The organism is Streptomyces sp. NBC_01460, from assembly GCF_036227405.1.
Taxonomy (GTDB): domain Bacteria; phylum Actinomycetota; class Actinomycetes; order Streptomycetales; family Streptomycetaceae; genus Streptomyces.
On the sequence record NZ_CP109473.1, the window covers coordinates 829,696 to 851,257 of the forward strand.

20 protein-coding genes are annotated in these 21,562 nt (G+C 72.5%); 7 read left to right on the forward strand and 13 right to left on the reverse strand.

Annotation, left to right across the window (positions count from 1 at the left end; all coding sequences use genetic code 11):
• Window positions 1–145 precede the first annotated feature (145 nt).
• Entirely contained in the window at window positions 146–1,204 is a 1,059-nt protein-coding gene (locus OG488_RS03825; protein ID WP_329225897.1) for a LacI family DNA-binding transcriptional regulator, read from the forward strand.
• 143 nt (window positions 1,205–1,347) lie between these two features.
• Entirely contained in the window at window positions 1,348–2,433 is a 1,086-nt protein-coding gene (locus OG488_RS03830; protein WP_329225898.1) for a WD40/YVTN/BNR-like repeat-containing protein, read from the forward strand.
• Between the two features lie 25 nt (window positions 2,434–2,458).
• On the opposite strand, the gene OG488_RS03835 is transcribed toward OG488_RS03830, so the two are convergent.
• The 5 genes from OG488_RS03835 to OG488_RS03855 form a co-directional block, all read right to left on the reverse strand.
• A complete protein-coding gene (locus OG488_RS03835) occupies window positions 2,459–2,803 on the reverse strand; it encodes a hypothetical protein (protein WP_329225900.1) in 345 nt (114 codons plus the stop codon).
• A gap of 167 nt (window positions 2,804–2,970) precedes the next feature.
• Window positions 2,971–3,387: a universal stress protein gene (locus tag OG488_RS03840; protein WP_329225902.1), complete on the reverse strand. Its 417-nt coding sequence runs from the start codon at window positions 3,385–3,387 to the stop codon at window positions 2,971–2,973.
• A gap of 1 nt (window position 3,388) precedes the next feature.
• Entirely contained in the window at window positions 3,389–4,882 is a 1,494-nt protein-coding gene (locus OG488_RS03845) for an APC family permease (RefSeq protein ID WP_405696876.1), read from the reverse strand.
• 123 nt (window positions 4,883–5,005) lie between these two features.
• Window positions 5,006–6,226 (reverse strand): saccharopine dehydrogenase family protein, encoded by a 1,221-nt coding sequence (locus OG488_RS03850; protein WP_329225906.1) that lies wholly within the window; start codon window positions 6,224–6,226, stop codon window positions 5,006–5,008.
• A gap of 409 nt (window positions 6,227–6,635) precedes the next feature.
• Window positions 6,636–7,313: a uracil-DNA glycosylase gene (locus OG488_RS03855; RefSeq protein ID WP_329225908.1), complete on the reverse strand. Its 678-nt coding sequence runs from the start codon at window positions 7,311–7,313 to the stop codon at window positions 6,636–6,638.
• A gap of 186 nt (window positions 7,314–7,499) precedes the next feature.
• Here OG488_RS03855 and OG488_RS03860 point away from each other — a divergent pair, with 186 nt between their 5' ends.
• The gene (locus OG488_RS03860; RefSeq protein WP_329225910.1) at window positions 7,500–8,498 is read left to right on the forward strand and encodes an N-acetylglucosamine kinase; all 999 of its coding nucleotides are present in this window, start codon (window positions 7,500–7,502) and stop codon (window positions 8,496–8,498) included.
• A gap of 138 nt (window positions 8,499–8,636) precedes the next feature.
• Entirely contained in the window at window positions 8,637–9,560 is a 924-nt protein-coding gene (locus tag OG488_RS03865; protein WP_329225912.1) for a sirohydrochlorin chelatase, read from the forward strand.
• A gap of 110 nt (window positions 9,561–9,670) precedes the next feature.
• Here the strand turns inward: OG488_RS03865 and OG488_RS03870 are convergent, their stop codons facing one another.
• From OG488_RS03870 to OG488_RS03905, 8 genes are all read right to left on the reverse strand, one after another.
• Window positions 9,671–10,741 (reverse strand): lactonase family protein, encoded by a 1,071-nt coding sequence (locus OG488_RS03870; RefSeq protein WP_329238412.1) that lies wholly within the window; start codon window positions 10,739–10,741, stop codon window positions 9,671–9,673.
• A 93-nt stretch (window positions 10,742–10,834) separates the two neighbouring features.
• Entirely contained in the window at window positions 10,835–12,346 is a 1,512-nt protein-coding gene (locus OG488_RS03875; protein WP_329225914.1) for an FUSC family protein, read from the reverse strand.
• Window positions 12,347–12,646: 300 nt separating this feature from the next.
• Window positions 12,647–13,117 carry a DUF3618 domain-containing protein gene (locus OG488_RS03880; RefSeq protein WP_329225916.1) on the reverse strand — a complete coding sequence of 157 codons (471 nt, stop codon included), beginning with the start codon at window positions 13,115–13,117 and terminating at the stop codon, window positions 12,647–12,649.
• Window positions 13,114–13,485 (reverse strand): phage holin family protein, encoded by a 372-nt coding sequence (locus tag OG488_RS03885; RefSeq protein ID WP_329225918.1) that lies wholly within the window; start codon window positions 13,483–13,485, stop codon window positions 13,114–13,116. The genes OG488_RS03880 and OG488_RS03885 overlap by 4 nt, the downstream gene beginning before the upstream one ends.
• 254 nt (window positions 13,486–13,739) lie before the next feature.
• Complete coding sequence (locus tag OG488_RS03890) at window positions 13,740–14,789, reverse strand: YihY/virulence factor BrkB family protein (protein ID WP_329225920.1); 1,050 nt, start codon at window positions 14,787–14,789, stop codon at window positions 13,740–13,742.
• A gap of 147 nt (window positions 14,790–14,936) precedes the next feature.
• Entirely contained in the window at window positions 14,937–15,134 is a 198-nt protein-coding gene (locus OG488_RS03895; protein ID WP_329225922.1) for a hypothetical protein, read from the reverse strand.
• Between the two features lie 213 nt (window positions 15,135–15,347).
• Window positions 15,348–15,788: a hypothetical protein gene (locus tag OG488_RS03900; RefSeq protein ID WP_329225924.1), complete on the reverse strand. Its 441-nt coding sequence runs from the start codon at window positions 15,786–15,788 to the stop codon at window positions 15,348–15,350.
• A 104-nt stretch (window positions 15,789–15,892) separates the two neighbouring features.
• Window positions 15,893–16,567 carry an acyl-CoA-like ligand-binding transcription factor gene (locus OG488_RS03905; RefSeq protein WP_329225926.1) on the reverse strand — a complete coding sequence of 225 codons (675 nt, stop codon included), beginning with the start codon at window positions 16,565–16,567 and terminating at the stop codon, window positions 15,893–15,895.
• Window positions 16,568–16,697: 130 nt separating this feature from the next.
• On the opposite strand from OG488_RS03905, the gene OG488_RS03910 reads away from it, so the two are divergent.
• The 3 genes from OG488_RS03910 (at window position 16,698) to OG488_RS03920 (ending at window position 21,383) form a co-directional block, all read left to right on the forward strand.
• A complete protein-coding gene (locus OG488_RS03910; RefSeq protein ID WP_329225928.1) occupies window positions 16,698–17,465 on the forward strand; it encodes an SDR family NAD(P)-dependent oxidoreductase in 768 nt (255 codons plus the stop codon).
• A 415-nt stretch (window positions 17,466–17,880) separates the two neighbouring features.
• Window positions 17,881–19,713, forward strand: a complete 1,833-nt coding sequence (locus OG488_RS03915; RefSeq protein WP_329225930.1) for a flavin-containing monooxygenase — start codon at window positions 17,881–17,883, stop codon at window positions 19,711–19,713.
• Between the two features lie 5 nt (window positions 19,714–19,718).
• The gene (locus tag OG488_RS03920) at window positions 19,719–21,383 is read left to right on the forward strand and encodes a hypothetical protein (protein ID WP_443074205.1); all 1,665 of its coding nucleotides are present in this window, start codon (window positions 19,719–19,721) and stop codon (window positions 21,381–21,383) included.
• Window positions 21,384–21,562: the final 179 nt, after the last annotated feature.

The window sequence follows — 21,562 nt, forward strand, 5'->3', positions numbered from 1 at the left end:
CCCTCTGTCGAATGTTTCGGCGTGCCTTTCGAATGTTGCCGGAACCGTACGGTCGTGTTTCGGGCCAGTCAAGAGGGCAGGAGCAAGGATTTACGAACCCTGCCCGGACGCGTGTGCGGGGCGTCGGGCGAGCTACGATTCGTGCATGAGCCCTGCAAAGGTCCAGCCCCAACAGGAGAAGGCGTCCGTCGGCGAGCCGTCGGAGAGCACCGCCACGCTGGCAGAGATCGCCCGAGCGGCCGGAGTTTCGGCTCCGACAGTTTCGAAAGTGCTGAACGGACGCGCCGACGTCGCCCCTGGTACGCGTACGAGGGTGGAGGAGCTGCTGCTGCGCCACGGCTACCGCCGCAGGCGTGGTGCCTCGCAGCAGTCCCGGCTCATCGATCTCGTCTTCCACGAGCTGGACAGCGCCTGGGCGATGGAGGTCGTCCGGGGTGTCGAGAACGTCGCCAGGGAGGAGGGCCTGAGCCTGGTCCTCTCGGAGAGCGCCGGCCGGCTCACCCCGGGCCAGACATGGGTGGACGGGGTCCTGGCCCGCCGCCCGGCCGGAGTGATCCTGGTGCTCTCGGACCTCGACGCGGCGCAGCGGGCCCAGCTGACGAGCCGCTCCATCCCGTTCGTCGTCGTTGATCCGGCGGGTGATCCCGGTGACGACATCCCGTCGGTGGGGGCCGCCAACTGGCAGGGCGGCCTGGCCGCCACACGTCACCTGACGGGTCTCGGCCACCGGCGCATCGGTGTCATCGGCGGGCCGGCCCGCATGATGTGCAGCCGGGCCCGGCTGGACGGCTACCGCGCCGCCCTGGAGACCTCGGGCGTCCCCATGGACCCCGAGCTCGTCCGGGAGGGCGAGTTCAACCATGAGGACGGCTACACGGCGGCACTGGAACTGCTCCGCCTCCCGGAACGGCCGACGGCCGTCTTCGCCGGGAACGACCTGCAGGCGCTCGGCGTCTACGAGGCCGCGCGCGAGCTGGGGCTGCGGATCCCGGAGGACCTCAGCGTGGTCGGCTTCGACGACCTGCCGCTCACCCGCTGGATCGGCCCCCCGCTCACCACGGTGCGCCAGCCGCTCATAGAGATGGCGGAGACCGCGGCCCGGCTCGTCCTCGACCTGGGCCGGGGCCGGCAGCCCGCGACCACCAGGGTCGACCTGGCGACGAGCCTGGTCGTCCGCAGCAGCACGGCCCCGCCGGCGCACTGAGGAGGGACGGCCGGTGACGCCCGGCGTGCGGAGCCTGCCACGACCGCTGTGACCTGGGCGGACACCGCGGCTCCCGGCCTCTGTCAGTGGCCGGGTGCAGACTGGCACCTGTCCGGCACGACGGCGTTTCGGGAGGTCCTGTCATGACCGATGTACTCCTCACCGTGGGCACGCGCAAAGGGCTGTTCATCGGCCGCAGGCGCGGTGGGACCTGGGAGTTCGGGGATCCCCATTTCAACGCCCAGGCCATCTACTCGATCGCGATCGACACGCGGGGGGAGACGCCCCGGCTGCTGGTCGGCGGGGACAGCGCCCACTGGGGCCCCTCGGTCTTCCACTCCGACGACCTGGGCGGGACCTGGGTGGAGCCGAAGCAGCCCGCCGTGAAGTTCCCGCAGTTCACCGAGGCGTCGCTGGAGCGGGTCTGGCAGCTGCACCCCGCGGGCCCCGAGGCACCCGACGTCGTCTACGCGGGGACCGAACCGGCCGCGCTGTTCCGGTCGGACGACCGCGGCGAGTCCTTCGAGCTGGTCCGTCCGCTCTGGGAGCACCCGACGCGGTCCAAGTGGGTGCCGGGCGGGGGCGGCGAGGGCCTGCACACCATCCTGACCGACCCGAGGGACGCCCGGGCGGTGACCGTCGCCGTCTCCACCGCGGGCGTGTTCCGCACCGAGGACGGCGGCGAGCGCTGGGCTCCCTCCAACAAGGGTGTCTCGGCGGTCTTCCTGCCGGATCCCGACCCCGAGTTCGGCCAGTGCGTCCACAAGGTCACCCGGGACGCGGCCGATCCCGACCGGCTCTACCTGCAGAACCACTGGGGCGTCTTCCGCAGCGACGACGGCGGCAGGCGCTGGAAGGACATCGGCGCGGGCCTCCCCTCGGACTTCGGCTTCGCCGCCGCCGCGCACCCGCACCGCGCGGACACGTTCTACGTCTTCCCGATCAACGCCGACGCGGACCGTGTCCCCGCCGGCCACCGCTGCCGGGTCTTCAGGACCCAGGACGCGGGCGAGACGTGGGAGCCCCTCACGCGCGGCCTTCCGGACGACGACCACTACGGCACGGTGCTGCGCGACGCGCTCTGCGTGGACGACGCCGACCCGGCCGGCGTCTACTTCGGCAACCGCAACGGCGAGGTGTACGCGAGCGCGGACGACGGCGACACCTGGCAGCAGCTCGTCTCGCACCTGCCCGACGTCCTCTGCGTACGGGCGGCGGTGCTCGGCTGACCAACTGCTGCCGGGGCGCGTCCGATCAGCTGAAGACCACGGACCGGACCTTCAGCCGCTCCGAGGCGCCCCCGCCCGGGCGCAGGGTGTAGTACACGTCGCCCTCGCACTCGGCTCCGAGGAAGACGGTCGCCGTCGCGTCCGTGAGGTTCTTCGGCGCGTAGGCCGGGGGCAGTGCGTCCGAGTCGGCACCGGGGAGGCTGATGCACTCCCCGCTGGGCGGGTCGTTGAGGAATCCGACCGCCTCGTAGCCCTCGTCGGTCTCGTACGTGTACCTGAACTGACCCTCGGCAGCCGAAGCCGAGGTCGGCAGGGTGATGACGAGCGCGAGGGCGCCCAGGGCGGCGACGGCATGGTGACGGAGGCGCATGGAGGTCTTCCTTCGTGGGAGGTGGGTTCGATCGCGCCTCCAGGCTGCCCCGGGCGGACCGCCGGACGGCACGTCTCCCACTCCGGTGGCGCGGCAGAATCGTTCCCCCCTCACTCCGTTGGAGGGCTTCACGCCTGCCCGCACACGGGCGAGGCGTCCCGCGCGGCTCACTCGTCGGTCGGCACGCAGAGCACCGGGACGGTCGACAGGTGCAGGAGCTTGTGCGGGGTGGAGCCGAGCAGCGCCCCCCGCATCGGGCTCTCGCCCCAGCTGCCCACCACGATGACCCTCGCCGCGTGGCGCGCGGCGGCTTCGATCAGCGCCTGTGCCGGGCTCAGGTCGATGACCTCGACCGTGGTCGGCACGTCGGCCTCCTCCGCCGCGGTGACCGCCCGTTCCAGCCCTGTACGCCCGGCCTGGCGGATGGCGTCGTAATGGGCGCGGTACTCCTCGCCGGTGGGGCCGGGCGGGGCCGCCCCGTAGACCAGGACGAGCCGCTCGCCGAACGCGGCGGCCACCTCGATCGCCGCCCGCAGGGCACGCGCCGCGCCCGGCGATTCGTCGTACCCGAGGACCACGGACATGTCAGCGCTCCTTGCCGTGCACGAGACCGGGATCGACCACACCGCGGCGCTCGGCCCAGAAGGCGGGTGACCGGAACCGCAGCACCACCATGAGCACCACACCGACGAGGCTGATGCAGATGCCGATGACGAGCGGCGGTCCCAGCCCGAACCATGATGTCCCGCTGTAGGAGTTGGCCGGGTCCGACATATCCATGACCGACCGGACGAGCAGCCATGTCAGCAGACCTGCGCCGACCACCGGGCCGAGGCCGATGAGGAAGAAGTTGCGCGCGCTCTCGGTGAGATGGCGGCGGTAGTAGACCGCGCACGCCACCCCGGTGAGCGCGTAGTAGAAGGCGATGAGGAGGGACAGCGCGGTCAGCGAGTCGAAGAGGGCGTTCTCGCTGATCCGGTTGACGACGAGGTACCAGGCGATGGCGATGACCGCCACCCACCAGGTGCTCACGTCGGGGGTCCGGAACCGCGGGCTGATGTGGGCGAAGTGCGCGGGGAGCGCGTGGCGGCGGGCCATCGACAGAGCGGTGCGTGAGGCCGGGATGATGGTGGTCTGGGTCGAGGCGAGCGCCGACGTCGCGACCGCGAGCAGCACGATCCAGTCCCAGCTCCCCATGACCTCGCCGGCGAGCAGGGCGAAGATGAACTCCTCCTCGTCGGCGTTCTCGGCGAGGTAGTCAGGACCGGCGAAGGCGACGACCGCGAAGCCGACGGACAGGTAGGTCACCAGCAGGATCACCGTCGACCACACGCCCGCCCTGCCGGGAGCGGTCGCGGAGTCCTCCACCTCCTCGGTGAGGTTGACGCACGACTCCCAGCCCCAGTAGATGAACACCCCCAGCAGCAGACCTCCCGTGAGCGCCGAGCCGCCCGCTCCGAAGGGGTTGAGCCACTCGACGGCGGGCGTGACGGAGTCGAAGTCGGTCGAGCCCGCGTAGACGCGGTAGAGCGCGACGATCACGAAGACGAGGAGGAACGCCACCTGAGCCAGGATCAGGACGTTCTGCACCTTGGCCGAGATCTCGGTCCCGATGACGCACAGGCCGGTCATCACCACGATCAGGACCACGGTGAGCAACTGGCGGACGAAGGTGTTCTCGGCCCAGCTGTCGAGGCCGACGGCCATCAGCCCGAAGCTGACGGCGACGTCCGCCAGTGACCCGACCACGAGCACACCGGTCATGGTGATGGCCCAGCCGCCGAGCCACCCGGTCCACGGCCCCAGGGCGCGGGTGACCCAGGAGAACGTCGTCCCGCAGTCCTGGTCGACCTTGTTCAGGTAGTAGAAGGCCGCGGCGATGAGGAGCATCGGCACGAAGGAGGCGAAGAGCGCTCCGGGTGCGTAGATACCGACGAGCGCCACGATCGGGCCGATGACCGCCGCCACCGAGTAGGCCGGTGACGTGGCGTTCAGTCCGATGACGAGCGCGTCGACGAAGCCGATCGCGTTCGGCTTCAAGCTTGCCGGCGGTCCTGATCCGGCACGGTCCTCTGCCACGCTCCCTCACTAGGGTCACAGGCCTGAAGAGAAGGCGGAATATGTCGTTTCGTATGCTATTGAGCTGATTCACGGTGTGCACGTCCGACGACTCCCTCGGGGCCGCCGCAGACGTGTTCACCGTCATTGCTCGCGCATGCCCCACGGCGAGCCGTACTCGGTCAGGAGATCGAGGAACGGCCGGGGCGGCATGGCCTCGGGGCCCAGCACCCCGGTGCCGCCCCACGCGCCGCCCGCCACCAGTTCGAGAGCGGCCACGGGGTTGATCGCGGTCTGCCAGACCACGGCCTGGGAACCGTACTCACGCATCGACCACTGGTTGTCGACCACGTGGTACAGGTAGACCTCGCGGGGCTTGCCGTCCTTGCTGCCCTTCACCCAGGTGCCCGCGCACGTCCTGCCGTGCATCCGTTCCCCCAGTCCGGCCGGATCGGGCAGGCAGGCGGCCACCACGTCCCTCGGCGACACCTGCGCGTCACCGGCGCCGCTCTTCACGGACACGGGGTCCGTACGGTCGAGGCCCAGCTTGTTGAGGGTGCGCAGCACCCCGATGAACTCGTCGCCCAGGCCGTACTTGAACGTGACGCGCCGGGCCTTCAGCCAGCGGGGGACGAGCAGGACCTCCTCGTGCTCGACGTTGACGCACTCGACGGGCCCGATGCCCTCCGGGAAGTCGAAGACCTCCGGTTCGCTGAAGGGGGCGGTGGTGAACCAGCCCCGCCCCTCCTCGTAGACGACCGGTGGGTTCAGGCACTCCTCGATGGTCGTCCAGATGCTGAAGGACGGGGCGAAGTCGTGGCCCTCCACCGTGAGGTCGGCGCCGTCGCGGATGCCGATCTCCTCGATCTCGTCGAAGAGCTCGTCGGAGGCGTACCGGGCGAACACGTCCGAGAGCCCGGGCTCGACCCCCATGCCGACCAGTGCGAGAAGCCCCGCGGCCTCCCAGTCCGCCGCCCGGTCGAACTGCGCGTCCCCGAGTTTGACGCCGCACTCCTCGTAGGGGCGGGACGGGTGGGGCCGGGAGAGCGACATCGCCATGTCCAGGTAGTGCGCGCCGTGGGCGAGAGCCGCCTCGAACAGCGGCATGACGAAGCGCGGGTCCGTGGCGTTCAGCAGCACGTCGCAGCGGTGTTCGGCGAGGGCGGCGCGCACGGCCGCCGGGTCGGAGGCGTCGAGCCGGACGGCTCCGAAGCGGTCCCCGCGCTCCCCGAGGGCGGCGACGGCGGCCTCCGCCCGTGCGGCGTCGTAGTCGGCGACCGCCATGTGCTCGAAGAAGGGCCGCCGGGCGGCGATCCTTGTGATCGCCGTCCCCACCCCTCCCGCGCCGACCAGGAGAACACGCATGGGACACCACTCCTCTGCCGAGCCGACGGCACGGCCGGGCCGGCCGGTCCGGTGGAGTGGGGACGCTAACAGCCCGGATGGCGGGCTGCGGGCAGCGCCGGGCCGGTGTCCCGTGTCCGGGATGCCCCGGCTCCGGTGAGCCACCCGGACGGGCTCCCCGGGGCCCGGGGCGGGAGCCGTGCCGGGTGGGGTCCTGGCCGTCGGCGTGACCGGACGCGGAGAAGGAGCCGGCCCCACCGGCGGGGGGATGCCGGTGGGGCCGGGTGCTCGCGGAGGTGCGGGGGGGGTGCACCTGCCGGAGCTCGGGTCACAAGGTCTCGTGCCCCGCTTCCGGGAACCTATGCACGGTGCCGGAGCGTGGATCCCGCACCGCCGGCGGGCGGGGTCCGGCGGGCCGTCCGGGGGACGCTCACGGAAGGCGCCAGTCCACCGGCTGCTCCCCCAGCCCGACCAGGAAGTCGTTGGTGCGGCTGAACGGCCGCGACCCGAAGAAGCCGCGGTCGGCCGACATCGGAGAGGGGTGCGCGGACTCGACCGCGGGCAGGTCCCCGAGGAGCGGCCGCACGTTGCGCGCGTCCCGCCCCCACAGCACGGAGACCATGGGCTTGCCGCGCGCGGCCAGGGCGCGGATGGCCTGCTCGGTCACCTCTTCCCAGCCCTTGCCGCGGTGGGCGGCGGGCTTGCCCGGCGCTGTGGTCAGCGCGCGGTTGAGCAGCAGCACCCCCTGCCGGGTCCACGGCGTGAGGTCTCCGTTGGACGGCCTCGGGATGCCGAGGTCCGCGTGCAGCTCCCGGAAGATGTTCTCCAGGCTGCCCGGGAGGCGCCGTACGTCGGGGGCGACCGCGAAGCTGAGCCCGATCGCCATGCCCGGGGTCGGATAGGGGTCCTGACCCACGATCAGGACGCGGACGTCGTCGAAGGGCTGCTGGAAGGCGCGCAGGACGTTCGCACCCGCAGGCAGGTAGGTGCGGCCCGCCCCGATCTCCGCGCGGAGGAAATCCCCCATCGCCGCGACCCGGCCGGCCACGGGCTCCAGGGCCTGAGCCCATCCGGGCTCCACAAGTTCACTCAACGGTCGCGCTGCCACGGGTGTCACCCTACCGGCCTACACCGACAACGTGATCATGCGGTCCCCGCAGGAGGCGCCCGGGGGTAGGCTGCGCCGCGTCGTCAGTCACCCCAGTCCCCCGGAGCCGTTCCATGAGGTCGCTCAGGCGGTGTCGTCCCCAGTGAGAGAAACCGTCGAACAGCGTTCGGCCGGGCGGTGGTTGCCGTGACCGGCGCCCGTGGCTCGTTCGTCCTCGGGGTGGACTCGGGCGGCTCCGGACTGAGAGTGGCCCTGGGGAGCCCGGACACCACGCACCCGGTCGCCACGGACGTCTGCGCCGAGCCGGTGCGGACGGGGCCGGCCGGCATCGACGCCGGACATCTGCTGGAACAGCTGCTGCCCGCGGCCCGGCGACTGCTGGAGCGGGCGGGTCCCGGGGCGTCCGTCTCCGCCGTGGTGGTCGGGGCGGCGGGCATGGCGACGCTCGGTGACCAGTTGCGCGCCGAGGTGCCCGCCGCCCTCGCGGACGCGCTGGGCGTACGGCGGGTGGCCCTGGCGGCCGACGCGGTGACCGCGTACGCGGGGGCGCTGGGGCAGCGGCCCGGGGCGGTCGTCGCCGGCGGGACCGGCATGATCGCGCTCGGCACCGATCTCCGGACCTGGCGCCGGGCGGACGGCTGGGGTCATCTGCTCGGGGACAGCGGCGGGGGCGCCTGGATCGGCCGGGCAGGGCTCGACGCGGCGATGCGGGCCCACGACGGCCGTCGCGGTGGTTCACCCGCGCTGCTGGAGCGGCTGGAGGCGGTCCTCGGTCCCGTCACCGGTCTTCCGGGCCTGCTCTATCCGCGCACGGACCGTCCCGCGCTGCTGGCCTCCTTCGCCCCCGAAGTCGCCGCCTGCGCCCTCGACGACGAGGTCGCGGCGGGGATCCTGCGGGGGGCCGCGGCCCACATCGCCGAGGCCGCGGCCGCGGTGTGTCCCGGCGCCGCCGAGTCCGGCCCCGGCGGCTGCGAAGTCGCCCTCACCGGTGGGCTCTTCCGCATGGGCGAGCCGCTTCTCGCGCCGCTCCGCGGGGAGCTGGCCGAGCAGGTCCCGCAGGCACGCGTGGTGCCGGCGGCGGGCGACCCGCTGCACGGCGCGCTGGAGCTCGCCCGGGCGCTCGCCGGACCGGGGCTGCGCATCCCACCCCACCCGCGCCTCCTGTTCGTACCGGGAGTAACGTAGACGATTCGAGCGATCATCCGCCCGGACAGAGCAGGTCAGTAGCCTGCTTTGCCACTCAACAGACATATACGGACAGATGACGTCCTGCCGCCCCCTCCCCGAACAGAGGGGCACCCAAAACCAGTAGCATGCGGCGCCATGAGCACCCCCACTGGGCCCGCTTCCGGCCTGCCTGTACGAATGCCGCGACCTCGCCAGTCCGGACGGCACCGCCGCCCGGAGCCCGTGGTCGCACCTGAGGGCGCTGCCGCGCTCGTTCTTGCCCTTCCCGGTACCCCTTCCCCGGCCTCGCGCAGCCTGGCCGAGGAAGTCATCAGCATCGCCCGATCCGAGCTGCCCGGCCTGAACGCGCAGATCGGTTATCTCGACGGCGACGACGCCGAATATCCGGCGCTCGCCTCCGTACTCACCCATGCCGCAGCCGAGCGCACCGCGCGCTACGAGCAGGCCACCGCCGCCGGCCGCGAGGTCGCCGAGCCCTCGGGCCCGTCCGCCGTCGTGGTGCCGCTGCTCGCGGGGCCGGACAGCGCCCTGATCCGGCGCATACGGCAGGCCGTCATGGAGAGCGGTACGCAGGCGGAGCTGACCGACGTCCTCGGTCCGCACCCGCTGCTCGCCGAGGCTCTGCACGTGCGCCTCTCGGAGGCCGGCCTGGCACGTGCCGACCGGGCGCGGCTCTTCACCGTGGCGACCGCGGCCGACGGCATCGTGCTGGCCACGGTCGGGGGCGAGGAGGCCGTGCAGGCCGCCGGGATCACCGGCATGCTGCTGGCCGCCCGGCTCGCGGTGCCCGTGATGGCGGCGGCCCTGGACGTGGAGGGGTCGGTGGCCTCGATCGCGGCGCAGCTGCAGAACTCCGGCTCCGCGCAGCTCGCGCTCGCGCCGTACCTGGTGGGCCCGGAGATCGACGCCGGGCTGCTGGACGCGGCCGCGAAGGAGGCCGGCTGCGCGACCGCCGAGCCGCTCGGCGCGTACCCGGCCATCGGCAAGCTCGTGCTCTCGCTGTACGCGACGACGCTGGGGATCACCCCCGCGACGCCGCAGGGGGCTCCGGCGCACTGATCCGCGCCACCCCGCACCCGGACGACGAGGCGCGGACCGGTTCCCTCCGGTCCGCGCCTCACGGCGTCGCGGGTCCCTGTCTCGGCGCCCGCCGGGGCAGGGACCCGAGGTCAGGCGAAGACCACGCAGGAGGCGGCCGGGACCTCGACGGAGCCGGCGTGCTCCGGAACACCCGTCTCCGCGTCCACGGCGAACCAGCTGACGTTCCCCGAGTGCTCGTTGGCGGCGTAGAGCCACTGCCCCGAGGGATCGAGGGTGAGATCACGGGGCCAGCGTCCGCCGCAGCCCACGGCCGCCGCCAGGACGGGCTTCTCGGCCGTCTCGTCGAGCGTGAGGACCGAGATGCTGTCGTGCCCCCGGTTGGCGGTCCACAGGAACCGGCCGTCGTGCGAGACCACCACCTCCGACGGATACGTACGCACGGCGGCACCCTCGTCGTGGTCGTACGGCAGCACCGGCGCCTCCCCGAGCGGCTCGAGAAGCCCGGCGACGGCGTCCCAGCGGCACACGGTGACGGTCGGTTCCAGCTCGTTCAGGACGTAGGCGTGTCGCCCGGACGGGTGAAAGGCGAGATGGCGCGGTCCCGTCCCCGGCCGCAGTGCTGTCTCGGAGTGCGGCAGCAGGGAGCCCTTGGCCGGGTCGACGGCGCAGACGCGTACGGAGTCCGTCCCGAGGTCCACGCTCAGCACCCACCGCCCCGAGGGGTCGGCCAGCACCTGATGCGCGTGCGGGCCGGACTGCCGGCCGTCGTCCGGTCCGCGGCCCTCGTGCCGCAGCACGGCCGCCGCCGGGCCGAGCGTGCCGTCGTCGGACACCGGCAGCATGGTGACGCTGCCGGACCCGTAGTTGGCGGTGAGGAGATGGTCCTCGGCGAGGGCCAGGTGCGTGGGACCGCTCCCGTCCACCGGCCGCACCTCGCCGATCAGCCGCGGAGTGCCGTCGTCATCGACGGCGAAGGCCGCGGCGGCACCTTCGTCGGCCTCGCTGACCGCGTACAGCACGGTGCCGTCCGCGCCTGGAGCGTGGCCGACGGTGAGGAAGGACGGGTCGGCGACGGCATCCGTGGAGGCGAGCACCGTCAGCGCCCCCGTGTCCCGGTCGACGGCGGCGACCGTGATGCCACGGCCGCCCGCCGAGGTGAACGACCCTATGAATGCCCGCTGTGCGTGGTCGGCGCCCATCGCGCTACCCCTCTTCACGTCCGTCACGATCTTCCGGCCGACGGTAGCAGGCAGCGCTTTTCGGCCCGGACCAAAGGGAGGACGGGGAGGGGATCAGGCTCCGATCAGCGGGGCGCGCGGCGAGCTGTGCAAGGGTGCGGCGAGCTCGGCGAGCGCCCTTTCCAGGCTGTGCAGATGGGCGAGCGCGGGTTCGGTGACACCGGCGGGCGGAAGCGCTCCGACGAGCGCCGGCGCGCGGTCCCTCCGTACGGGCGGCGTCGTCAGCGCCTCCACCGAGGCCTCGACGCGCCAGCAGGCGGCGGCCAGCCGGGCGTCATGGGACGCCTCCGGGTCCGCCGCGACCGACGCCAGACCCCGCACCTCACGAGCGCAGACGTCGAGCAGGGCGAGCACCTGCCCGGCCCGTGCCTTACGGGCGCGGAGCGGGCTCAGCGGATGCACCAGCGGGCCGAGGGAGAGGCGTACGCGCCCGAGAAGCACTTCCAGTTCGGCCACCCGGGGCGCGGGATCGGCGGTCGCCGAGCCCGCCAGCCGGGCGGCCGCCTCGGCGGTGCAGACGTGCACGCAGCGCAGAGCACGCTGGATCCAGGCGTCGGTCGTGGCGTGGGTGGTGACCGGCAGGATGACGAGCACCGCGACCATCGCGCCGAGGGCCCCGACCCCGGTCTCCAGGAGACGCAGCGCGAGCAGCGCCGGATCGAGGACGCCCAGCAGCCCGTAGAGCGTGCCCGCCAGGACCGTCACGGAGAACATCATCCAGGTGTAGGAGACGGCGGCGGTGTAGAAGATCCCGAAGACACCGAGCGCCACGAGGGCGGCGGAGGGCAGCGCCGCGCCGTGCAGCGGAGCGATGACGAGCAGCCCGACGGGGATGCCGGCCAGCGTCCCCAGCACCCGACGGAAACTCCGGACCAGGGTCTCGCCGCGCGAGGCCGTGTTGACGAAGACCCACCACGTGGCGCCGACGGCCCAGTACCAGCGTTCCCCGGAGAGGAGCTGACCCGCCAGCAGCGCCAGGGCACCGCCCGCCGTCGCCTGGACCGCCTGACGCGTGGTCGCCCTGGCCAGCCCCCGGCCCGTCACGGGGGCGAGCACCGCCGCCACGGGCAGCCGTCGCTCGTAGCACCAGAGCCCGAAGCGGACGGCCGAGGCGGTGACGAGTGAGAGCAGGACGGCGGAGTACACCTCGGGCAGCTGCTCGGGCAGGGTGTGCAGGAACTGGGTGATGAAGAAGGCCATGAAGGCGAACACCCCGAGCGAGTGGCCACGCGGCCCCCATCGCCTGGCATAGACGCCCGCGCCCATGACCGCGAGGAAGGCCAGGTCACGCGCCACGGGAAGGTCGTGCAGCGCGGCCGCGAGGGCGAACACCGGCAGGCCGGCCACAGGGAGGAGCGCCGTGGTGACCGCCTGACCGCGCACGGTGGGGTCCAGGACCGTGAAAAGGGCCAGAAGCGCCGCGAGCCCGCCGGTGATGGCGCCGACGAGCGAGTGGCCGGCCAGGCCGCACACGACGACTGCCAGCCCGATGCCCAGGACGGCCCTGGTCGCGTGACGCAGACGCAACCGCCCCGGGTCCGGAGCCACGAACGCCCTCTTCAGCACGGATGCCCCGCCCCTTCTCATGAAAAAGGGCGCCACGGAATCCGCAGCGCCATCGACGGGTCCATCAGACCACGCTGCCGACTGCTGGCTCAACAGGTGACCGTTGGACTGAGCCATTGGCCCATCAGGAGAGGTCTGATCTGTACCACGAGGTGACCATTGGCCGCACCCGAGTGCCGAGGCGACAGAAGAGGGCGCCGGTGCGACACGCACCGGCGCCCTCTTCACACGCCCGGCTCCGGGCCTGGCCCCTCGGACCGGATTTACGGGAGAGGAGGCGGCCTCCGGGGCCGCGCCGACTCACCCCTTCCTGCGGCGAAGGGTCACCCACGCGGCGACGGCCGCACCGGCGGCCACCAGAAGCACAGTGCGGTTGTCACGCACCGCACGAACACCCTGCGCCGTGGCGTGCCGCACCGGCTCGGGCGCCTTCTCCTCCCACGCGTCCCCGGCCTGTGCCGCCTTGATGCGAACCTGGTCGGCAGCCTTGGCCGCCTTGTCCTTGACCGGGTCGGGCACGCTGTCCTGCACCTGGTGCGCGGCCTCGGCGGCCTTCGCCTTCAGCTCCCCGGCCTTGGCCTCGGCCTGCGCCTTGATCTCGGACGACTTCTCCTTGATCTCGACGGACTTCTCCTTGGCCCGGGCCTTCACGTCGGCCTTGGCCGCCAGGGCCTCGACGGTCTCCCCGAGCTGCTCGCGGGTCTGCTCGACCTGCTCGCGCAGCTCCTGGGGGCTGGGGGTGCCGGGCTTCTCGTCGAACGGCTTGGTCATCGGTGAACACTCTCCTTGATCTCGGCCACGTCGGCCTTCACGTTCTCGATCGCCTGCTCGGGCGCGGGGGGCGCCGCCTTGTCGACCTGCCTCTTGCCGGTCAGGGCCATGAGCGCGGCGATCGCGCCGAGCACGGCCGTGACGATCAGCGCCGCGGCCCACACGGGCAGGACCACCGCCAGCGCGGCGATCGCGGTCACCACCAGGGCCTCGAGCATCAGGAACCCGGCCACCCCGGCCCCGCCGAACAGCCCGCCGCCCTTGCCGTAGCGCCTGCCCTTCTCCTTCATCTCCGCCTGAGCCAGCCTCAGCTCGCCGCGCACCAGTTCGGTCAGCTGGTGGGAGGCACGCTCCACCAGCTCACCCACCGGCGCAGTCTGGGAAGCCGGAGCGGTGCGGTCAGATCCTGTGGAGTGCGGCTGTGCACTCGACATGGCAGTCACCTCATGTCCTTCCTGGTCGGCCGGGATGCACTGAGGCCCCGGCGGTCCGTGAGCCCACGCGTACCCCCGACCGTGCGGTTCAGGCCGGGGCGCGGCACCCTCTGTCCCGGACGGCAGCCGGACCGCGCCCGGCGCCGGCAGGGCGGAGCGGTCGGGCGAGCGGGCCTGCAGGGGGGCGGTCACACGTCGCCCAGTCGGCGCAGGTCGCCCTCGTCCCACGTACGGGTGTCACGGGGCCGCGTGTAGGGCTCGGCGTCGGGCGGGTGCCCGCCTGCGATGGCCCGTTGCCTCGCAGTCTCCGCGTCGAATTCCAGGCCGAAGAGAATCGCCAGGTTGCTGATCCAGAGCCATACGAGGAAGACGACGACGCCGGCCATGGTGCCGTAGGTCTTGTTGTAGGAGGCGAAGTTCGCGACGTACAGGGCGAAGCCCGCCGACGCTGCCAGCCACAACGCCAGTGCCAGGAAGCTGCCCGGGGTGACCCAGCGGAATCCCTTGACCTTGGCGTTGGGCGTCGCCCAGAAGAGAATCGCGATCATGACGATGACCAGGACGATCAGAACGGGCCACTTGGCGATCGACCACACCGTCAGGGCCGAGTCGCCGATACCCAGTGCTCCGCCGGCCTGGCGCGCGAGACCGCCGGTGAACACCACGATGACCGCGCTCGCCACGGCCAGCACCATCAGCACGACCGTCACGCCGACCCGCACGGGAAGGATCTTCCAGACCGGCCGGCCCTCGGGCATGTCGTAGACGGCGTTCGCCGCACGGATGAACGCCGCCACATAACCGGAGGCCGACCACACGGCCAGCACCAGGCCGGCGATCGCCATGACCGATCCGGTGCCGGCGCTGTCCCGCAGCTCCTCCACCGCCTGGGTGATGATGTCGCGAGCCGAGCCGGGTGCCAGCCGGCTGAGGTTGGACACGAGCCTGTCGGTGGCCGACCTGCCGGTGATGCCCAGCAGCGACACCAGCACGAGCAGGGCCGGGAACAGCGACAGCACCCCGTAGTAGGTCAGCGCCGCGGCGCGATCCGTCAGCTCGTCCTCCTTGAACTCCCTCAGGGAGCCCTTCAGTACCGCGCCCCACGCCCGCCCGGGCAGTTCCGTCGGCTTTCCGGGCGCCGCCTCCTCCACCTCCGGCCGGGGCCCGGCCTCCTCCGGCTCCGGCACCGGGCGGCTGCCGCGGTGGTCCTCACGTCCTGGAAAACGAAGCTTCGCCATACCCACCGCGTAACCCCATGGCGCGGTCCTATGCCCTCGGGCCATCCGCGGTTGCTGCCTTCCGGACCTCTCCCGGACGGGCCGACGGTGCCGTTCCGCGGTGTCACTCCGTGAAGAGAGGGGCGGCCCGCCGAATCCCCGGGCTTGTCACGCGGCGTCGCGGCGATGCTCACGCCGACGACGCTCCACGGCATCACCGGTGCCACCCGTGCCGTCGACCAGCCGTAGGTGCCGGCCTCGCGCATGGCGCGCCGTCGGCCTGCCGAACAGCCGGTCCTCGAAACGGTCCATCCCGTAGAGCAGCAATGCGAGCGCGGGCACGATCAGAACGGCGACAGCGATCACGGCACGTACCTCCCGACCGGTGATACTCCGTCGGGTGCCCGGTGCGGCCCAGGTAACCGACCGCCGGAGTGAAGGTCCGGTGACCACCCGGTGCCCACTCCTCGACGCCCTGTCGTCACGGCTCCCCCGGCCGGCTACGGGACGTGCGGCGCGGCTCGGTCGTGACGGACCGACACCTCCCCGCCCGCTCCACGAGGTCGGCCCCGATCCCCGTCAGCGGCCGTACGTGGCGCGGCACAGGTCGACGATGTCGGCGGACGCGACCCCACGGCCGGTCGCGCAGACGGTGCGCATGTCGTGCGGCTGGGCCGGCCGGGCCACGCGCGGAGGGTGGGCGCGGCGGGGCTCCCGACGGGGCGGGGCCTGGTGGCGGGGCCGGTTCCCGGCCGGCCGACGGGCCGGAGGCGCGATCGCCTCCGGCTGCCGGACCGGCGCCCGCAGCTTCTCCGCCCTCTTCCGCTTCTCCTTGCGCGGCCGTTCCTCGGCCTTCCCCAGGGCGTCGTGCACCGCCGCCGGCGCGCTGGGCTCCGTGGAGGCCTGCGCGGCGGGGGCGTTGCCGGAACGCACGGACGCCACGGGAGCCGGCAGGCCGGTCTCGGCCTGTACGGACACGCAGCCGGCCGTACTCAGCAGGGCAACGAGCGCGAGGGACATCGACCGCAGGTTCATGCCGTGATCAACGACGGTCCGATCGACCGGACACGTGGACGGTCGGACCGACAGGACACCTAGGGGGCGCCCGGCCCCGCGCGTCCCCCTCAGCCGGACAGACCGGCCCGGGCGATGCCCAGCGCGCGGGCGATCGCGCCCGGCAGCGAGTCCGGGCGTGGGTCCGCGCCCCAGGCCCACTGCTCGACGGCGATGCGCAGCGCACCGTTGAACAGGGTCGCCTGCACCCGCGGTTCGAGGGCGTCCGGCGCCTGCCCCGTGCGCTCGGCGATGACCTCGGCGAAGACCCGCTCGGCGTCGTGGTGGACCTGGAGCCAGACGGCCCGCAGCCCGGGCTCGGTGCGGGTGAGCAGGACCAGGTCGCGCAGGGCTTCGGCGTCGGTGGAGGCGGAGGCCGTGAGTGCGGACGGGCCGCCGGAGACGGCCTCGGCCAGCGGCCGGTCGCGCGGCCACGACCTCATGAGCACGGTGACGGAGTCGAGGGCGTAGGTCAGCAGCGGGCTGACGCACAGCTCCTTCGACGAGGTGTAGCGCCACAGGGTCCGCTGCGAGATGCCCGCCGCCGCGGCGATGTCGTCGGCGGTCGTCGCGGCCACGCCGCGGTCGGCGAAGAGCCGTACGGCTTCGCGGGCGATCTCCAGCCGGGTGGCGGCCTTGCGGCGTTCGGTCAGCGGAGGGCGGCCCAGGCGCGCTCCGTCCTCCGTCGCCGATCCGGCGGTGGCGCGAGGACGTCCCTTCGTCCCGCCGGCGTGTGCGGTTCCCACGGCGTTCGGCCACCTTTCTTCCCGGCTGCGCCCATCGTAGCGATGTTCTTTCTGGCGCGATCCGACATCATGGCACGGCCCGCCAATAACGTAACGTGACGGCGGAATCGCCGATCTCAAGGAGCGTCTCGTGAGCGTCACCACCAGCGGCCCCGGCCGCAGCGTCATCGTCACCGGAGCCGGATCGGGCATCGGCCGGGCCGTCGCCCTGCGGTTCGCGGCGGAGGGCGCGCGCGTCGTGATAGCCGACGTCGATCCCGCGTCGGCCGGGAAGGTCGCCGGGGAGGTGGCGCAGGCCGGGGGCACGGCGGTCACCGTGATCGGGGACCTGCGGGACCAGGCCGTGGTCGACCGGGTCGCGGCAACGGCGGCGGCGGAGTTCGGCGGGATAGACGTCCTGGTCAACAACGCCGGGGTCATGGACAGCATGTCGGCGGCCGCCGACACCGGTGACGACGAGTGGGAGCGCGTCATCGGCATCAACCTCACGGCCCCGTTCCGTCTCACCCGGGCCGTGCTCCCGCACATGCTGGCCGTGAGCAGGGGCGCCATCGTGTTCACCGCCTCCGAGGCCTCCCTGCGGGGCAGCGCGGCGGGTGCGGCCTACACCGCCTCCAAGCACGGCATCGCCGGTCTGACCAAGTCCCTGGCGGTCATGTACCGCGACAAGGGGATCCGCACCAACGCCATCGCCCCGGGCGGCACCCTCACCAACATCAGGGTCGACGCGGACCGGGGCGCCCACGGGCCCGCAGCCCTCGCCCCCTACATGGGCAACGTCGGCACCCCCGCGCAGGCGGACGAGCAGGCGGCGGCCATCGTCTTCCTGGCATCCGACGCGGCGAGCAACATCAACGGGGCGATCCTGCCTGTCGACAACGGCTGGTCCGCGGTCTGAGGCCCCGTCCGTGCGGGCTGTCGCCGACGGCCCACTCGGACGCGCATGCGGCCCGACCGTTCGCTCCACCGCTTCCGGCCATCTCCGCCGGCGCCCTTTCCAGCGCGGAGAGCGGCGGGAGCCGCCGCCGCGGACGGACGGGCGACCATTTCCGGACAGCTTCACCCTGCTCCCCGGGTGACCCTCGATATGTATCGACCACACGATATGTATGCTGCACTAGCGCGGTACGGCGCACGGCACAAGTCCCAGGAGACCGAGGGGAATCGTCCCCGGACACCCCGTCCGGTGACTTCGCGGACGCCGAGTGACGACCACTCCCTCCCCTCGCCCCCGCCCTCTCCGCGCGGACCACTCGTCGGACATCGGCACCGGATCCATCCCCCGAGACGAATCCAGAGGAATGAGGCCGCACATGCCCTCCCCCCACACCTCACCCATACCGCCCACCGGCCCGGACACACACCGGCTGGGGTTCGATCCCCAAGCACTGCGCCTGAAGTACCGGCAGGAACGCGACCGGCGGATCCGCCCCGACGGCAGCGCCCAGTACCAGCGCACCACGGGCGAGTTCGGCTATTACGACGCCGATCCCCACGCCGACCCCGACTTCACCCGTGAGCCCCTGACGGACCAGGTGGACGCGGTGATCGTCGGTGGCGGTTTCGGTGGGCTCCTCGCCGCGGCACGGCTGCGCCAGGCGGGCGTCGAGACGATCCGCGTGATCGAGAAGGGCGGAGATTTCGGAGGCACCTGGTACTGGAACCGGTATCCGGGCATCCACTGCGACATCGACGCGTACACCTACATGCCTCTGCTCGAGGAGGTCGGCTACGTCCCGAAGTGGAAGTACGCCCCGGGCGAGGAGATCCGCGAGCACTCGGAGGCGATCGCACGGCACTTCGACCTCTACCGTGACGCCTGCTTCCAGACCGCCGTGACCGAACTGCGCTGGGACGACAGCACGTCGGAGTGGACGGTCGGCACGGACCGCGGAGACCTCATCAGGGCCCGCTACGTGGTGGTGTCCAGTGGGACGCTCAGCCAGGCGAAGCTGCCCGGCATCCCGGGCATCGAGACCTTCGAGGGCCACACCTTCCACACCAGCCGCTGGGACTACGACTACACCGGCGGCGACCAGAGCGGCGGCCTGACCGGGCTCGCCGACAAGCGCGTGGCACTGATCGGCACGGGTGCGACCGCCATCCAGGTCGTCCCGCACCTCGGAGCCGACGCGCGGCAGGTGTACGTGTTCCAGCGCACGCCGTCCTCCGTCGACGTGCGGGACAACCGGCCCACCGACCCGGAGTGGGCCACGTCGCTCGAACCGGGCTGGCAGCGCCGCCGGATGGAGAACTTCCTCAAGGTCGTCACCGGCAAGCCGGTGGACGAGGACCTGGTGGACGACGCCTGGACGAGCACCGCCCGTCTGCAGGAGAAGCTCATCCCGACCGACGCCTACAGGGACGTTCCCGCCGAGGAGCGTGAACGCGCCTACGAACTGGCCGACTTCCAGAAGATGAACGAGATCCGTGCCCGCGTGGACTCCGTGGTCGAGGACAGCGAGACCGCGGAGAAGCTCAAGCCCTGGTACCGCTACATGTGCAAGCGGCCCACGTTCAGCGACCACTACCTCCAGACCTTCAACCACCCCCATGTGACCCTGGTCGACACCGCCGACAGCCACGGTGTCGAACGCATCACCCGCAACGCCGTGGTGGTGGGCGGGACCGAGTACGAGGTCGACTGCATCATCTTCGCGACCGGCTTCGAGGTCGGTGTCTCGGGCGTGCTGTCCGGCCGGCTCCCTGTGTACGGGCGGGGCGGGGCATCCCTCCTGCAGACGTGGAGCGAGGGCCCCAGGACGCTGCACGGGTTCTACAGCCACGGCTTCCCGAACTTCTTCCAGCTCGGGCCGCTGCAGAACGCCAGCGCCGTCAACTACGTACACATCCTCGACGAACAGGCCACGCACGTCGCGGAGGTCGTCGCCGAGTCACGCAGGCGCGGGGCCCGGTGCGTCGAGCCCACGGTCAGGGCGCAGGAGGAGTGGGTGGCCACGATCCGCCGGAAGGCGGCGAGCCTGCACGAGTTCCAGGCGGAGTGCACCCCGGGGTACTACAACAACGAGGGCAGGCCCCGGGCGCGGAGCGAGTCCTTCGGCGACGGCCCGGTCGCCTTCCACGAGCTGCTGAGGGCCTGGCGCGAGGGCGACGGCATGAACGACGTCATGACCGAGGCCAGGTGAGCGGGGTGCGCGACGGCGACGAGCGGCCTGCCGGCCGGCCGAGCAGGTTCGACGTGACCGGCCGACGGGGCGCCCACCCGTCCGCCGAGAGGCTCAACCCGGCCAACCCGCTGTGGGGGTCGAACGGCATCGCGTTCGGCCCGGACGGGCGGCTGTACGTCGCCGAGTTCCTGGGCGGCCGGATCAGCGCGGTCGATCTCGACAACGGCGACCTCGACGTCGTCGTACCGGCGGGTGGGCCGGTCCGGTCACCGGACGACCTCGCGTTCGGGGCGGACGGCTCGATGTACATCGCCGACCTGGTCCCGGGCCGTGTCTGGCGGCGTAGCCCGCAGGGCGCCTACACCCTCGTCAGCGACGCGGTGAAGAATCCCAACGGGATCACCTGCATCGGGGACCGGCTCTTCGTCAACGAGATGAAGCCGGACGGCCGCCTGCTGGAGCTCTTCCCCGACGGTGGCCGACCCACCGTGCTCACCGCGGGGCTCGCCATGGGCAACGCGATGCAGCGCGGTCCGGACGGCTGCCTCTACTACCCGCACATGATGAGTGAGCAGATCTGGCGCATCCCGCCGGACGGCGGTGCACCCGAGATGGTCGCGGACCAGGTGGACCGTCCGGTCGCGGTGCGCTTCGACCGCGACGGCGTCCTGCACGTCCTCTCGCTCGGGCCGGAGGGCCGGGTGACCCGGATCGACCTGCACGGCACGGGGTCCCGGACGCTGGTCACGAGTGGGCTGGCAGGGCTGGACAACGCGGCGTTCGACGCGGAGAACCGCATGTTCGTCTCCAGCTACGCGAGTGGCGGCATCACCGAGATGCACCCGGACGGGCGGACCCGCGTGATCGTGCCACGCGGGTTCGACGGCCCCTACGGGGTGACCGTCGACCTCGGCGGCACGGTGTACGCGGCCGACCACTACCGGGTGGCGAGCCCCCCGGCGTCCCCCGGAGGGGACGGCGGCACCGGTGCGGACGAGGGTGAACCGATCAGCCAGGTCCTCGCGCCCTTCGTGCACGGCATCGTGGCGGACGGTGGACTCCTCCACCTCACCTCGCAGTTCGGCGACGTCCGGACCTACGACCCCCGGCAGGGGTCGATGCGGACCCGCCTGGGCGGGCTGAACCGGCCCATGGGCATCGCGGTGGACCCGGCGGGCTCACTCGTCGTCGCCGAGACGGGAGGCGGCCGGATCGTGGCCGTCGACGGGAGCGACAGGGTCACGGTGCTCGCGGAAGGGCTCGGCCGCCCGGTCGACGTGGCCTTCGACGCGGCGGGGCGGTGCTACGTCAGTGACGAGCGGGCCGGCGCCGTGCTCAGGCTGGAGGAGGACGCCGGGACGACCGTCGTCGCCGACGGCCTCGGCGCACCGCAGGGAGTGACGGTCGTGGGCGACGCGTTGTACGTCGTGGAGACGGCGCACCGCAGTCTGCGCGCGGTCTCCCTCGTCACGGGCGCGAGCTGGACGGAAGCGGAGGACCTGCCGGTCGGCCCGTCGCCGGACGCCGTCCGCCTGCCTCCGGACGCCGAACCCACGCTGTTCGCCCACGGCATGCCGGGGCTCGCCGGCCGCTTCGCCGGGATCGCCTCCGCCCCGGACGGTTCGCTCGTCCTGTCGGCCGACGGCGAGGGCACCCTGCTGCGGCTGACCCCGTCGGGCCCCCGGTAGCGGCATCCGGACGGTCCCGCTCGCTCCGCCATGACCCACCTGTGTCATGGCGGAGCGCGGTGCGCCTCGCCGCGAAGCCGGGGTTCGCCGAGGCGGAGCGGTTCGAGGAGTACGGCGCCGAGCAGTGGTTCGGCGTGCGGGCCCCCGCCGTACCTTCCGACGGAGCCCGGGCGTCGCGA